Origin of the sequence: Streptomyces hilarionis, assembly GCF_024539675.1 — a bacterium.
Taxonomy (GTDB): Bacteria; Actinomycetota; Actinomycetes; order Streptomycetales; family Streptomycetaceae; genus Streptomyces; species Streptomyces hilarionis.
In genome coordinates, this window is record NZ_JAHHIT010000210.1 from 1 (window position 1) to 12535 (window position 12535).

At 76.3% G+C, this 12535-nt stretch carries 9 protein-coding genes and 1 pseudogene; 7 read left to right on the plus strand and 3 right to left on the minus strand.

The features are described from left to right. Window positions 1–76: 76 nt before the first annotated feature. The 3 genes from KMS84_RS34810 to KMS84_RS34820 form a co-directional block, all read right to left on the minus strand. Window positions 77–1261, minus strand: coding sequence for a helix-turn-helix transcriptional regulator (locus tag KMS84_RS34810; protein ID WP_256920533.1), 1185 nt, complete (start codon window positions 1259–1261; stop codon window positions 77–79). 1 nt (window position 1262) lies between these two features. After that, window positions 1263–2204: a DUF4097 family beta strand repeat-containing protein gene (locus KMS84_RS34815; protein WP_256920534.1), complete on the minus strand. Its 942-nt coding sequence runs from the start codon at window positions 2202–2204 to the stop codon at window positions 1263–1265. Window positions 2205–2443: 239 nt separating this feature from the next. Next, entirely contained in the window at window positions 2444–2626 is a 183-nt protein-coding gene (locus KMS84_RS34820; RefSeq protein WP_256920535.1) for a DUF6104 family protein, read from the minus strand. A gap of 151 nt (window positions 2627–2777) precedes the next feature. Between KMS84_RS34820 and KMS84_RS43510 the strand changes: the two genes are divergently transcribed. The 7 genes and pseudogenes from KMS84_RS43510 to KMS84_RS34855 form a co-directional block, all read left to right on the plus strand. Continuing rightward, window positions 2778–3578, plus strand: a complete 801-nt coding sequence (locus KMS84_RS43510) for a CU044_2847 family protein (RefSeq protein WP_256920536.1) — start codon at window positions 2778–2780, stop codon at window positions 3576–3578. Continuing rightward, a complete protein-coding gene (locus KMS84_RS34830; RefSeq protein WP_256920537.1) occupies window positions 3575–6031 on the plus strand; it encodes a VMAP-C domain-containing protein in 2457 nt (818 codons plus the stop codon). The genes KMS84_RS43510 and KMS84_RS34830 overlap by 4 nt, the downstream gene beginning before the upstream one ends. A gap of 109 nt (window positions 6032–6140) precedes the next feature. After that, window positions 6141–7163, plus strand: a complete 1023-nt coding sequence (locus KMS84_RS34835) for an AAA family ATPase (protein ID WP_256920538.1) — start codon at window positions 6141–6143, stop codon at window positions 7161–7163. Between the two features lie 7 nt (window positions 7164–7170). Further along, a complete protein-coding gene (locus KMS84_RS34840) occupies window positions 7171–10560 on the plus strand; it encodes an SAV_2336 N-terminal domain-related protein (protein ID WP_256920539.1) in 3390 nt (1129 codons plus the stop codon). A 28-nt stretch (window positions 10561–10588) separates the two neighbouring features. After that, complete coding sequence (fxsA, locus tag KMS84_RS34845; protein WP_256920540.1) at window positions 10589–10792, plus strand: FxSxx-COOH cyclophane-containing RiPP peptide; 204 nt, start codon at window positions 10589–10591, stop codon at window positions 10790–10792. A 263-nt stretch (window positions 10793–11055) separates the two neighbouring features. Further along, window positions 11056–12252: an FxsB family cyclophane-forming radical SAM/SPASM peptide maturase gene (locus KMS84_RS34850; RefSeq protein ID WP_256920541.1), complete on the plus strand. Its 1197-nt coding sequence runs from the start codon at window positions 11056–11058 to the stop codon at window positions 12250–12252. Then, window positions 12249–12535 (plus strand): annotated as a pseudogene (locus KMS84_RS34855) (hypothetical protein); the annotation flags it as partial. The gene KMS84_RS34850 and the pseudogene KMS84_RS34855, both read left to right, overlap by 4 nt.

The following is a 12535-nucleotide window of genomic DNA, read 5'->3' on the forward strand; positions in this document are numbered from 1 at the left end:
GGCGCGGAGGGGGCGGCGGGGGCCCGGCTCCGGCTTCCGCTCCCTTTCCCGCTTCCGCTCCCCTTCCCGCCCCCGGTCAGGGCTTGGGGTCGCGGAGCACCACGCCGATGTGGGCTGCCGCCGTCGACAGATGACGGCGCGCCTCGCGGAGTTGTTCGCCGGTGACGCCGTGGTCGCGCGCCGCGTCGCGGATGTCGTCGCGGAAGCGGTCGAGGAGGCGGTCCAGGTCCCGGGCGGGATCGCCGCTGAAGTCCTCGTGCGCCCAGGCCGGTTCGTACGCGGCGGGGAAGTCCTCCGGGGTCCGGGAGTACTCCGGGGTGGTGGAGAACGCCGGATCCGGGCCGGCCGCTGTGTCCGTGGATCCGGCAGGCTTCGCGGACGAAGCGGCCTCCGACGAGGGAGCCTGCCCGGGCGGAGGGGTCTGATCCGGTGAGGCCGGGCCGGTGGAGGCGGGGCGGCCGAAGCCGAAGTCCCTGCCGTACTCCCGTCCGAAGTCCTTGCCGAACTCCCCGAACTCCTTGGCGAGTTCCGTCAGGCCCTCGCGGACGCCCGTCGGCCAGTCGCCCCGCGCGAAGTGGTCCTGGACCTGTTCCTGCACCCGGCGCGCTATGCGCTGGACCTCCTCCTGGGCCTGGGACCGGGCCCGGTCCTGAGCCTCCTTGGCCTGACGGCGCGCCCGCTGGGCCTCCTCGCGGGCCCGGCGGCTCTCGTCCTTCGCCCGGCGCGCCTGCTCCTTCCACTCCTGCTTGACGCGGCGCATCTCCTCCTTGGCGGCCCGCCACGCCTCCCGGTCCCCGAACTCGCCGTATTCGCCGGGCTCCCCGGGCTCGCCGTGATCCGCGGAGCCCGCACCCTCACCCGTGCCCGTGCCTCTGCGCGCCTGCGAGGCCGCCGCCCGCATCTCGCGCCGCAGATCGCCCGCCGCGCCGCGCACATCGGCCCTGATCTCCGCGGCCAGCTCGGCGACCGACTCACGGATCTCCAGCTCCAGGTCCGCCAGTTCGCCGCTGCGGTCGGCCAGTTCGGCCCGGCCCGCGTCGGTGATGGCGTACACCTTGCGGCCGCCCTCGGTGGTGTGGGTGACCAGGCCCTCGGCCTCCAGCTTGGCCAGCCGGGGGTACACGGTCCCGGCCGACGGCGCGTACAGCCCCTGGAAGCGCTCCTCCAGCAGGCGGATCACCTCGTAGCCGTGGCGCGGCGCCTCGTCCAGCAGTTTGAGCAGGTACAGGCGCAGGCGGCCATGGGCGAAGACGGGAGGCATCTCAGAGCACCTTCTTGTCGGTCGTGCCGTCGGCCCGGTCGCCGGGGACGTTCTCACCGTCCGGGCCGCGATCGGCGTTGTCCCGCGAGCCGGGGTGCGGGGTCCGCCCGTCGTCGTGCGCGTCGGTGTGCGGCTCGTCCGCGGCGGGCCTGCGCAGCAGGGCGATCGAGCCGGAGACCGTGGTGGCCTTCAGCCGGCCGTTGCCCGCGCCCAGCCGGCCGGTGATGCGCTTGGCGCCCCACTGGCCGCTGACCCGCAGATCCTCGAAGGCGTTGGAGACCGAGCCGCTCGCGGTGTTCGCCTCCACCTCGGCGTCCGCCGGGTGGGGCAGCCGGATGGCGATCTCGCCCGAGACGCTGGTCAGGTCGATGCGCGTGGGCCGGCTGGTCGGGTCCAGGTCGACGATCATCGACCCGCTGACGGAGTCGGCCTTCACCGAGGAGCCGGCCTCGACCACCGTCAGGTCGCCGGAGACGGAGTTGAAGCGCAGGTCGCCGCTGAGGGCCTGGGCGTCCACGCTCCCCGAGACGGTGTCCGCGCGCACCGGCCCGGCGAGCCCCACCAGGGTCGTGTCGCCGTTGACGCCTCTCACCTCGGCCGGGCCGTCGATGCCCGAGACCACGGCCCCGGCGCTCACCACCCCCACCTCCACGCGGGTGCCGGCCGGGACGGCGAGCGAGACGACGGCGCTGCGCCGCCAGCCCTTGCGGTCGAGCCACTTGAGGAAGCCCTTCCAGGGCAGGTCCTCGTAGGCCACCGTCAGGTTCCCGCCCTGGTGGCTCACCACCAGGGGAGGCCCCTCGATCCGGGACACCTCCAGACGGGCCGTTCCCTCTTCGGTGCCCACCACGTTCACGGTGCCGTCGACGATGCGCACGTGCAGTTCGCGCACGGGCTCGTCGAAGGTGAGCTTGCTCGGCTCGGCGACGGACCACTCGGACATGGTGCGGACCTCCTCCACGGTGGTGACACGACACGCCATATCGCGTCTCCCGAAAAACACGATATATCGCGGAAGTCGAAAGTCAAGCCGCCCGTACAGGTGACACCCGGGCCCGCAACGCGGGGACGCGGGAACGCGGGAACGCGAAGAGGGGCGCCTCTCGACGCCCCTCTTCCCGCACGGCCGCCCGGGCAGCCCAGGCCCGTCGCCCGTTCGTCGTGCTCGCGACCGCTCGTCGGCTACGCGTCGTCCTCGTCGTCGTCCAGCCGCGCCAGCCACGTCGCCAGGCGCTCCACCGGCACCTCGAAGTCCGGGTTCAGGTCGACGAAGGTCCGCAACTGCTCGGCGAGCCACTCGAAGGTGACCTCCTCCTCGCCGCGCCGCTTCTCGAGTTCCTCGATTCCGCGATCGGTGAAGTACATGGATCGTGCTCCGTGGGTGGGTCGCAGGGATAGGGATCCCCCCTCGGGGGAAGGACCCTTGTTCCTGTGAGGGGAGGAAAGGGTCGCTCTCCGGTGCGGAGGGGACAGCAAAAGGATAGGCGCAGGGGGACAGGGGAAGCGGGGGAGTGCCATGAGCGGTGAGGACGTGACACGGGTGGCGCGCATCGCGCTGCCGGACGGGACGCCCGTATGGGCCCGGATCTCGGGGGTCGGCGAACTGTCCGCGCCGCCGGGGCGGCTGTCGTACAGCGACACCGGGTTCGCCGAGCGGGTGGAGGCGAGCGTCGAGAGCCTGCACGCGCTCGTCACGGGGGTCGCACGGTCGCTGGCGGAGCCGCTGCGCGCGGTGCGGCCCGACGAGGTGAGCGTCGAGTTCGGGATCGAGCTGACCGCCAAGGCCGGCAAGGTCGTCGGCCTGCTCGCCGACGGCGAGGCCAAGGCGGGCATCACCGTCACGCTCACCTGGAACGGCGGGCCACCGGATCTCGACGCGCCGCCCCCGGCCACGGGGACCTCCGCCACCACGGGGACCCCCACGGTCACGGGGACCTCCGCTGCCACGGGGACCCCCACGGTCACGGGGACCCCCGCTGTCACGGGGGCGCCCTCGCCCGACGACGCGACCGCCCCGGCCGCGGGGGCACACGCGCGTGCCGACGCGCCGCCCGGTCACGGGCCCGTCCCCGTCCCGGCCCCCGGAACCGGCCCCGCACCGGGTGCGCGGCACGTGCCCCTTCCGCCGCACCCGCCGCGGCCGCCCCACGCGCCGGTCGCGGCCCCCGGCGCGGACGCCCGCGCGGGAGACGGCACGGCAGGCGGCGCGGGGGACGGCGCGCCGGCAGGCCCGGACGGGGCCCCGCGCGCGGGGGCGTCTCCCGGCGCGCCGATGCACGGGGGCGGCGACGGTCCCGTCGGCGGGGGCGGGGCGTGAGCGGCGGGCACGCCCCGGGCGCATCGAACGCCTTCGATGCGGCCCGCCGTGCGCTGCGTGGACTCGTCGTGGCGGCGACCGTGCGCATTCATCGCCCGGGCGTCGGGTATGCCCTGGAGGAGCCCGCAACGTTCCTCGGGAGCGGCTTCTTCGTCGCCCCGAACTGGGTTCTGACCTGCGCACATGTGGCCTGCGGCGGGGAGGGGGGCGAGGTCGCGGTGGTGTATGAGACAGCGCCGGGCCGTGGCGTGTCGACGGCCCCCGGCAGGGTGGTGGCGACGCTTCCCGACCTCGCCGACGGCCCGGGACGCCCCGCGTCCGCCGGCAACTGGCCGGCCCCGGACCTCGCCCTGGTCCAGCTGACGTCGCCCGTCGCCGACCACGAGTGCGTCTACGTCTCCGAACGCCCGGCGGCCTACTACGGCGAGGGCCGGGTGCTGTACGCGGGCTGGACGGAGAACGAGGGCCGCCTCCAGGTCATGGACGGAACGCTCACGGTGCAGGGCACCATCGGCGGCTGGTCCTCGGACGTGCAGATGCGCCTCGGCGACAACGACCTGCCGTACGGGGTCTCGGGCGGCCCGGTGATCGACCCCGTGCGCGGCGAGGTGATCGGCGTGCTCAAGGCGCGCTCGGACCACCGCCCCGGCGGCACCTCCACCGGGATCGAGCAACTGCGCACCCTGCGGGTCCCCGCGGAGCGGGCGACGGCCGAGCACAGCGACGTCTACCAGGCGGTCTTCCACGCCCACGACCGCTACCACCGCGACCGGCAGCGCCACCCGGCGTCCCGGCGCCAGACGTGGACCGACGTCCAGGGCCGGCTCGGCGCCCGGCCGGGCCGCACGCTCAGCCCGGACGAGCGGATCCAGCTGCTCGGCCGGCTCGCCGAGCTGCCGCCGCCGCAGAGCACCCGCGGTCTGCTGGACATCCTCGACTCCCTCCCCGACTTCCAGGCCTCCACCCCGCTGCCCGCGCCGCGCGCCTGGCGCGACGGCCTCGGGGCGCTGTACGAGAGCGCCGCCGACGACGGGGCGCTGGAGCTCGTGCTCGACTACGCGATGCGCGCGATGTCCGCCCCGCGCCCCTTCGTGGTGCCGAGCACGTCCGACGCCGAGAAGGCCCTGTGGGTGTGGGTGTGGCAGGCCGCGCAGCGGCTCAGCGCCCGCTACCGCTCCGGTCTCGCCGAGCAGCGGATGGAGCGGCTGCGCAGGCGGGAGGAGGCCCGGCGGCGGGTCGGCCGCGACGGCAGCGGCGCCTGGGCGGACGGGCCCGGCGCGGTCCTCGACAGCCCTGCCGCGGTCTTCGACGGGTCCCGCCCGGCGCGCCCGTCGCCCGACGCCGTCGTGAGGACCGGCCCGCGCGTGCCGCGGCGGCGGACGGCGCCCGGGGCACGCGTGCGTGCCGTGCCCGGGGCGGCCCGGCCGTCCGCGCTGCTCGAACTGGTGCGGCGCGGCTGGGAGCCCGACCGCTGCGACTGGTCGGTCTCGGTGACCGGCCCGGGCGGCGAGACGGTCCGGCTGCACGAGGCCGAGCGCACCCCGCTCGCCGACCTGCCCGCGCACCTGGCCGCCCCGCTGACGGAGGCCTTCCGCCACTGCGACGAGCCGGGCCGCCCCGCACTGTTGCAGGTGGCGCTGCCCCACGCGCTGCTGGGCCTGGAGGTGGACGCCTGGCACCTCCCGCCCGACGCCGAGCCGTTGGGCGCGCTGCGGCCGGTCGTGGTGCGCTGCGCCGACCGCGACCGGCTGCCGGGGGAGGCGTCCGGCGCGTACCGCGCGGACGGCCCCGGCCAGGAGCTTCCCGGGCACGAGCCCCCCGGCCCCGGCCGCGGGGGAGACGGGCCGGGAACACCGTCGTCGTGGGACGACCTCGACGATCCGGGCGGCCCGGCCGGCCCGGGCGACGGGGAACGCCCGGACGACCTCGACGCCCTGGACGACCTCGACCACCTGGACGACCAGGACCACCCGGAGGAGGACCGGGACGACCTGGAGGCGGAGCGCCGGGCCCGCTGGCGCTGGCTGCACGCGCACCGCGCGCGGGCCGAAGTCCTCGACTGCGACGAGGGGTTGCGCAAACCCGTCCCCTCGGTGGAGCAGTTGCGCGCCCTGGCGCACGGCACCGTGCCCGTGCTCTGCCGGTACGGCGACCTCCGCTACGAGGACGACGCGGAGGCGCTCGCCCGGATCGTCCTGGGCGGCTACGGGGTGGCCCTGTGGCGGCGCCGGCACGGACGGCCCGACGCCGTGTGCGGGGAGTTCCACCGCGGCACGATCGACGAGATCGCCGAACCGTCCAGCGCGCAGTATCTCCCCGAGGCCGTGCACGACCTCCGGATCCGCCTGCGCGCGGGCCGCACGGAGTCCTTCTGGGCCGACGGCGTGGCTCTGCTGTACGACGACCCCCATCAGCCCCTCCCGGGCGCCGGTGACCTGCTGGAGGCCCCGTGAAAGAGGCCGCCCGCGGGGCTCGTCGGCCCCTTACCAGGCACCCTCAGGATGGATAACGTGATGCACGTTCGGACGGCCGTGGCGGTGGACGAGTGACGAGGACCGGATCATGACCGAATCCAGCGAGTGGCTCATCTACCGAGGCGCCGGCGAACCGCACGACGGGATCGAGCGACTGCCCTCCCCGCCCCCCTGGCGGGACTTCACCAGCCGGGAGGCCGCCGGCTCCGGCGACGGCTCCGAGGACCGCAGGCTCGGCGCGCACCGGCATCTCGCGGAACTGCACCGGCCCGGCGCCGAGGAGCTGGAGATGATCAACGCGGCGCTCTATCTGCGCCGCCCGCTGCTCGTCACGGGCAGCCCCGGCGCGGGCAAGAGCACCCTCGCGCACTCGGTGGCCTACGAACTCGGCCTCGGCAACGTGCTGCGCTGGTCCATCGTCAGCCGCTCCGCACTCCAGGACGGGCTCTACCACTACGACGCCATCGCCAGGCTCCAGGACGTCCAGATCGCCGCCCAGGGCGGTTTCGGGTCGGCGGCCGGCTCGCCGGGCGCGGTCGAGGGCATCGGCAGCTACCTGCGGCTGGGCCCGCTGGGCACCGCGCTGCTGCCCTCCGACACCCCGCGCGTGCTGCTCATCGACGAGCTCGACAAGAGCGACATCGACCTGCCCAACGACCTGCTGAACGTCCTGGAGGAGGGCGAGTTCGCGATCCCCGAGCTGGAACGCGTCGCCGACCGGCTGCCGGACGGCGAGGCGGAGGTGCTGACCGCCGACGGCGTGAAGGTCCGCATCCGCGACGGCCGGGTGCGCTGCCGGGCCTTCCCGTTCGTGGTGCTCACCAGCAACGGCGAGCGCGACTTCCCGGCCCCGCTGATGCGCCGCTGCGTCCACCTGGAGCTGGGGCGCCCCGACCACAACCGGCTCGCCACCTTCGTCCGCGCCCATCTCGGCGACGAGGCGGCGCGCGCGGGGGACGACCTGATCACCCGGTTCCTGGAGCGCTCGCGCAGCGAACTGCTCGCCGCGGACCAGCTGTTGAACGCGATCTACCTCACCGACGCGGCCGCGCCGCCCAGCCGTGACCGCCTGGCCGACCTGCTCATCCAGCGACTCGACCGCCCGAGGTGAGGGCCTGATGCCCGACGCAGCGGCCCGCCACGGTCCCGTCCCGCCCGACGGGGGCCGTCCCGACGCCGCGAACCGGCCGGCGTACGACGGCGACCCGCTCGCCGAGCTCGTCGCGCGACTGCGCGGCGTGGGACTCGACCCCGACGTCACGCAGTTGTGCGACGCGCTGTGGCTGGCCCGGTGGGCCCGGCCGGCGGACGCCGCGGACGCCGACGCGACGCCGTCCGGGCCCGACGGACGCCGCCCGCCGCGCCAGGACCGGCCGCTCGGCCGCAACGTGACCGCGCCGCCGCGCGGAGAGCGGCCCGAACGCCCGCCCCGGCCGCCGCAGGACGTGACCCCCGACGGGCGGGTCAGCCTGTACCCGGTGCCGCAGGACGGGGTGCCGCGCGGTCGGGGCGCGGGCCGCGCCACCGCGCTCCCGGTCGGCGTGCCCGCCGCCCCCGCGCTGCCCTCGCTGCTCGAACTCCAGCGCGCCCTGCGGCGGTTGCAGCGCTATCGCAGCCCCGCACCGCCCCTGCGCACGAGGCTCGACGAGACGGCCACGGCGGAGCGCAGCGCGCAGGCGGGCGGGCTGATCCTGCCCGTCCACCGTGCCGTCACCCGGCGCGACGCCCGGCTGCAACTGGTGCTGGACGCCTCCTCGTCGATGCGCGTGTGGGACCGGCTCTTCGTCGAACTGCAACAGGTCTTCGGGCAGTTGGGCGCGTTCTCCGACATCCGGGTCAGTCATCTGCACCAAGGCCCGGACGGCGAGGCCGCCGTCAGCCGCAGTCCCGACGTCTACGCGGCGCCGCTGCACTCCACGGACCGGCTCAGCGACCCCACCGGCCGCCGGATCGTCCTGGTCGTCAGCGACTGCGCGGGCCCCCTGTGGCACAGCGGCCACGCGCACCGCCTGCTGCACCACCTCTCCCGCCAGGGTCCGGTCGCGGTGCTCCAGCCGCTGCCGCAGCGTCTGTGGAACCGCACCCGGCTGCCCGTGATGTTCGGCGAGTTGAGCCGGGGCGAGACGCTGCGCACGGCCGCCGCCCTGCGCGTGCGCACCCCGGCCGGCCGGCCGGCGGAGGCCCACGGGGGAGCGCTGCCCGTGCCGGTGCTGCCGCCCGAGCCGGTGGCCCTCGGCGCCTGGGCCGGACTGCTGGCGGGCGGCGGGCCCGTGCCCGGCGCCGTCGGCTGGGTGCGGGCCGACCACGAGCCCGCGCCGGCCTCGCGGGCGGACCGCCGGCGCACGCCCTTCGAACGGGTCAGCAGGTTCAGCTCCAGCGCCTCCCCGGCCGCCGGACGCCTCGCCGTCCAGCTCGCCGCCGCACCGCTGTGCCTGCCGGTGATGCAGCTCGTCCAGCGCACGATGCTCCCCGACTCCGGCCCCTCCGAACTCGCGGAGGTGCTGGTCGGCGGTCTGCTCACGCGGGCGTCCGAGGACCACGCCGACGGCGGCGCCCAGTGGTACGGCATCGAGCCGGACATCCGGGACGCCCTGCTGTCCCGGCTCGGCCGCGACGAGGCCATGCTCGTCCTCAAGCACTGCTCGGAGTACATAGAGCAGCGCTTCGGCAAGGGCGGCCCCAACTTCCCCGCCCTCGCCCTGGCCCAGCTCGGCGACGGGGGCGCGGGCCGCCCGTACACGCCCGCCGCCCGGCCCGCCGACCACCCGGACCACGCCGACCACGGGGTCGCGGGCGACGAGGCCCCCGTGCCCCAGCCCTTCGCCGAGGTCGCCGCGCGGGTCCTGCGCCGGTTCATGCCGCTGCCCGAGCAGTTCGAGAGCCCGGGCGGCCGGACCGGCCCGGACCAGGACCTGGACCGGCCGACCCACCAGGCGGTCCGGCGCGCCCGCGCGCTCATCGAACGCTTCGACGGCGAGGGCATGATCCAGGACGTCATCGACGCGGTGCAGCTGCTGCGCGGCGCCGCCGAACGCGAGCGGCCGGCCGGCGCGGACCCCGAGCTGTGGGCCGAGTACGCGCACTGCACGCTGCGTCTGTGGGAGGTGCAGGGCGGCGACGACCTGCTCCAGGAGGCCGAGGCGGCCGCGGAACGGGCCGCCGCGCATCCGCGCCGGCTGCACGAACGCGCCGTGCTGGCCCGGGTGCTGCACGCGGCCGCCACCGACCGCAGGCGGCGCGGCGACCCGGCCGGCGCCCTGGACCTGCTGCGCCGCGCCGACCGCGAGTACGCCGTCGCCTGCGCGGCCCCCGGCCTCGACGAGAACCAGGCGCTGAAGCTCACCCTGGAGCGGGTGCGCGCCCTGGAGGCGCAGTGGCGCCTCGGCGGCGACAGCGCCCTGCTCCAGGGCGCGGTCGGGATGCTGGAGGCCTTCGCCGACGTCTGGCCCGACCGCCGGCAGCGGCCGCCCGAACTGCCCCTGGAGCACGGCCGGATCCTGCTGCGGCTGTCCGGCGCGACCGCCGATCCCGGCCAGGCACGGCTCTACGCCGAGCAGGGCGCGCAGTCGCTGCGCAACGCCCTGGACACCGGCCCGGAGCCCCGCGACGCCGAGTCCGCACGCGCGCGCGTGCGGATCCTGCTCGACCTGGTGGACGCCCTGCTACAGGCGGGCGGCCCGCTGCACGACGCCCAGGCCCGGGTGGACGAGGCCCTCGCCCTGGCGCGCGAACAGGGCCAGCGCGCGGCCGTGCTGGCACGGGCCGGACGGATCGCGGTGGCCCGCTACGCCGAGTCGGGCGAGCCGGTGGACCTGGAGACGGCCGCAGACCGGTTCGAGCAGGCCGCGCAGCGCATGTCCCGCGACGCGCCCGCGCACGCGGACGTCCTCGCCGAGTGGGGCGAGGCGCTGCTGCGGTTGGCCGCCCTGCCGTACGCGCGCGCCCAGGGCATGCTGTCGCGGGCGATCAGGGTCCTGCGGGACTGCCGGATGGAGACCCCGGCGGGCAGCCGCCGGGTCGCCCACCGGCTGCTGCTGCTCGGCCGGGCGCTGATGCTCCGCTACCGGCTGCGCGGGGACCGCGTCGACCTGCGCGAGGCCGAGCACCTCTTCGGCCTCGCCGCCGCGGACGCGGAGGATCCGCTGCTGGCCGCCCGCTGCCGGCTGGACCTCGGGCAGGTCCAGTACGAGGCCTACCGCAGTCTGCGCCGCCCGGCCCGCCTGGACCTCGCGGTGGACGCGTTCCGGGACGCGGCGGAGGCCGCGCGGGAGGCGGAGCAGGTGGCCGAAACCGATCGCCGGCGGCAGGAGGCCGTCGAACTGGGCGCGCAGGCGCACCACTGGCGGGGTAGGTCCTATGAGGCGGCCGCGCGCCCGCGGGCGGCGCGGGAGGCCTACCGGGTGGCCCGCGGCGAGTGGGCCCGGCTGCCCGAGGGCGGCCTGGTCGCCGAAGGGCCGACGCCGGCCGAGACGGCGGAGCGACTGGCCCGGCTGGAGCGGGTGACGTGAACCGGTGCAGAGCCGAGAGGGGCGGGACATGACCGTACGGGACGGTGTCACGGGGGTGACGGCGGCGCCGGAGAGCCCTGGCGCGGGGGAGCCGCTGCCGGATCTGCTGGGGCTGGGCCTGGCCGAGCTGGCGACCATCGGGCACCCCGTGCTGCGTGAGGTGGTGGCGGAGCTGCGCGACCGCTCGGGCCGGTCGAGCGAGCCGCTGTGGGGGTTCGCCTCCGCGCTGTGAACGCACGGCCGCGCTCCCGGCCGCCGACGCCTCCCCGGCCGCTCACGGGTGGCCCACGGGCCGCTCCCGGCCGCCCAGGGGCGGGTCCCGGCCGACCACGGGCGGATTCCGGGCGGATTCCGGTGTCTCCTGCACGTGACTCGGACAAGTTCGGTCCGGCCGCGTTTGTGCCCGGGCGCGGCCCGGGAATGCGCTCTGTGCGGCGCACGGCCCTCGCGTGAGAGCGCGGCAGCGGGCGGGCCCTACGGCATGGGGGTGCTGGAGTGTCTGGAACGTCTGGGCATGCCTTCCGCCAGTTCGTCGTGAAGACGCACAGCCGCTGCAACCTCGCCTGCACCTACTGCTACGTCTACGAGGGCCCCGACCGCAGCTGGCGCTCCCGCCCCGCCTCCGTCCCGCCCGAGGTCCTCGACCGCACGGCGACCCGCATCGCCGAACACGCCCGCGACCACGGCCTCGAGGACGTCTCGCTCGTCCTGCACGGCGGCGAGCCCCTGCTCGCGGGCGCCGGGACGCTGGCCCGCTTCACCGCACTGGTGCGCGAACGGGTCCCGGCCCACTGCACGGTCCACGCCGTCGTCCAGACCAACGCCACGCTGCTCACCCCGCGGCGCGTGGCCGTCCTGGCCGACGCCGGCATCCGGATCGGCGTCAGCCTCGACGGCGGCCTGGCCGCGCACAACGCCCGCCGTGTGGACCACGCCGGCCGCCCGTCCTGGCCCGCCGCCTCGCGCGGGGCCCTGCTGGTGGCCGCCCGGGCCCCCGAGGCGTACCTCGGCGTCCTCACCGTCGTCGACGCCACGCTGGACCCGGTGGAGACCTACGAGTCCCTCCTCGAACTGCGGCCGCCCGCGGTGGACTTCCTGCTGCCGCACGGCAACTGGTCCGCCCCGCCGCCGCACTGGGCGGGCGGCCGGCACGGTGAGTGGCTCTGCGCCGCCTTCGACCGCTGGTGGGCGGCCGGCCGGCGCGAGACCAGGGTGCGCCTCTTCGAGGAGTGCGTCGCACTGCTGCTGGGCCTGCCCTCGGCCACCGAGTCCCTCGGGCTCGCCCCCTTCGACGCCGTCGTGGTGGAGACCGACGGGTCGATCGAGCAGGTGGACTCGCTGAAGTCGGCCTACGACGGCGCCGCGCGGACCGGCCTGACCGTCCTGCGGCACTCCTTCGACGAGGCGCTGCGGCACCCCGCGGTGGCGGCCAGGCAGGCGGGCGCGGCGTCGCTCTGCGAGCAGTGCCGGGCCTGCCCGCTGCTGGCGGTCTGCGGGGGCGGCCAGTACGCCCACCGCTACCGGTCCGGGCACGGGTTCCGCAACCCGTCCGTGTACTGCGCCGACCTCCAGCGCTTCATCCGGCACGTCGCCGCACGGCTCGCCGCGGACGCGACGGACGCGACGGACGCGACGGACGCGGCGGACGCGGCGGACGGGGCGGCGGCGGGCCGGGAAGGCGGCCCGCCGTGACCGGGCGGACGGTCCCGGACCGGGTCCTCGTGGAACTCGGCCGCACCGAGGCCGGCCCCGACACCCTGGCCCTCCTGACCCGGGACCAGGACACCCGGCGCCTGCTCCTCCTGCGGGCCGTGCTCGACGCGGCCGAGGGGGCGGACCACGCGGTGTGCCCACCGGGGCGGAAGGCCCGCCTGAGGCAGGACTGGGCGCTCCTCGCCGAGGCCGACCGCCCGGGACGCGCGCTGCCCGACACCCAGCAGGGCATGCGCCGTCGCAATCTGGCCAGGGTGATGCA

What these genes read in the sequence shown, in the direction of transcription:
- KMS84_RS34810 (WP_256920533.1), bottom strand. Translation starts at nt 1,261, where the DNA reads ATGCCTCCCGTCTTCGCCCATGGCCGCCTGCGCCTGTACCTGCTCAAA.
- KMS84_RS34815 (WP_256920534.1), bottom strand. Translation starts at nt 2,204, where the DNA reads ATGTCCGAGTGGTCCGTCGCCGAGCCGAGCAAGCTCACCTTCGACGAG.
- KMS84_RS34820 (WP_256920535.1), bottom strand. Translation starts at nt 2,626, where the DNA reads ATGTACTTCACCGATCGCGGAATCGAGGAACTCGAGAAGCGGCGCGGC.
- KMS84_RS43510 (WP_256920536.1), top strand. Translation starts at nt 2,778, where the DNA reads ATGAGCGGTGAGGACGTGACACGGGTGGCGCGCATCGCGCTGCCGGAC.
- KMS84_RS34835 (WP_256920538.1), top strand. Translation starts at nt 6,141, where the DNA reads ATGACCGAATCCAGCGAGTGGCTCATCTACCGAGGCGCCGGCGAACCG.
- KMS84_RS34840 (WP_256920539.1), top strand. Translation starts at nt 7,171, where the DNA reads ATGCCCGACGCAGCGGCCCGCCACGGTCCCGTCCCGCCCGACGGGGGC.
- fxsA (WP_256920540.1), top strand. Translation starts at nt 10,589, where the DNA reads ATGACCGTACGGGACGGTGTCACGGGGGTGACGGCGGCGCCGGAGAGC.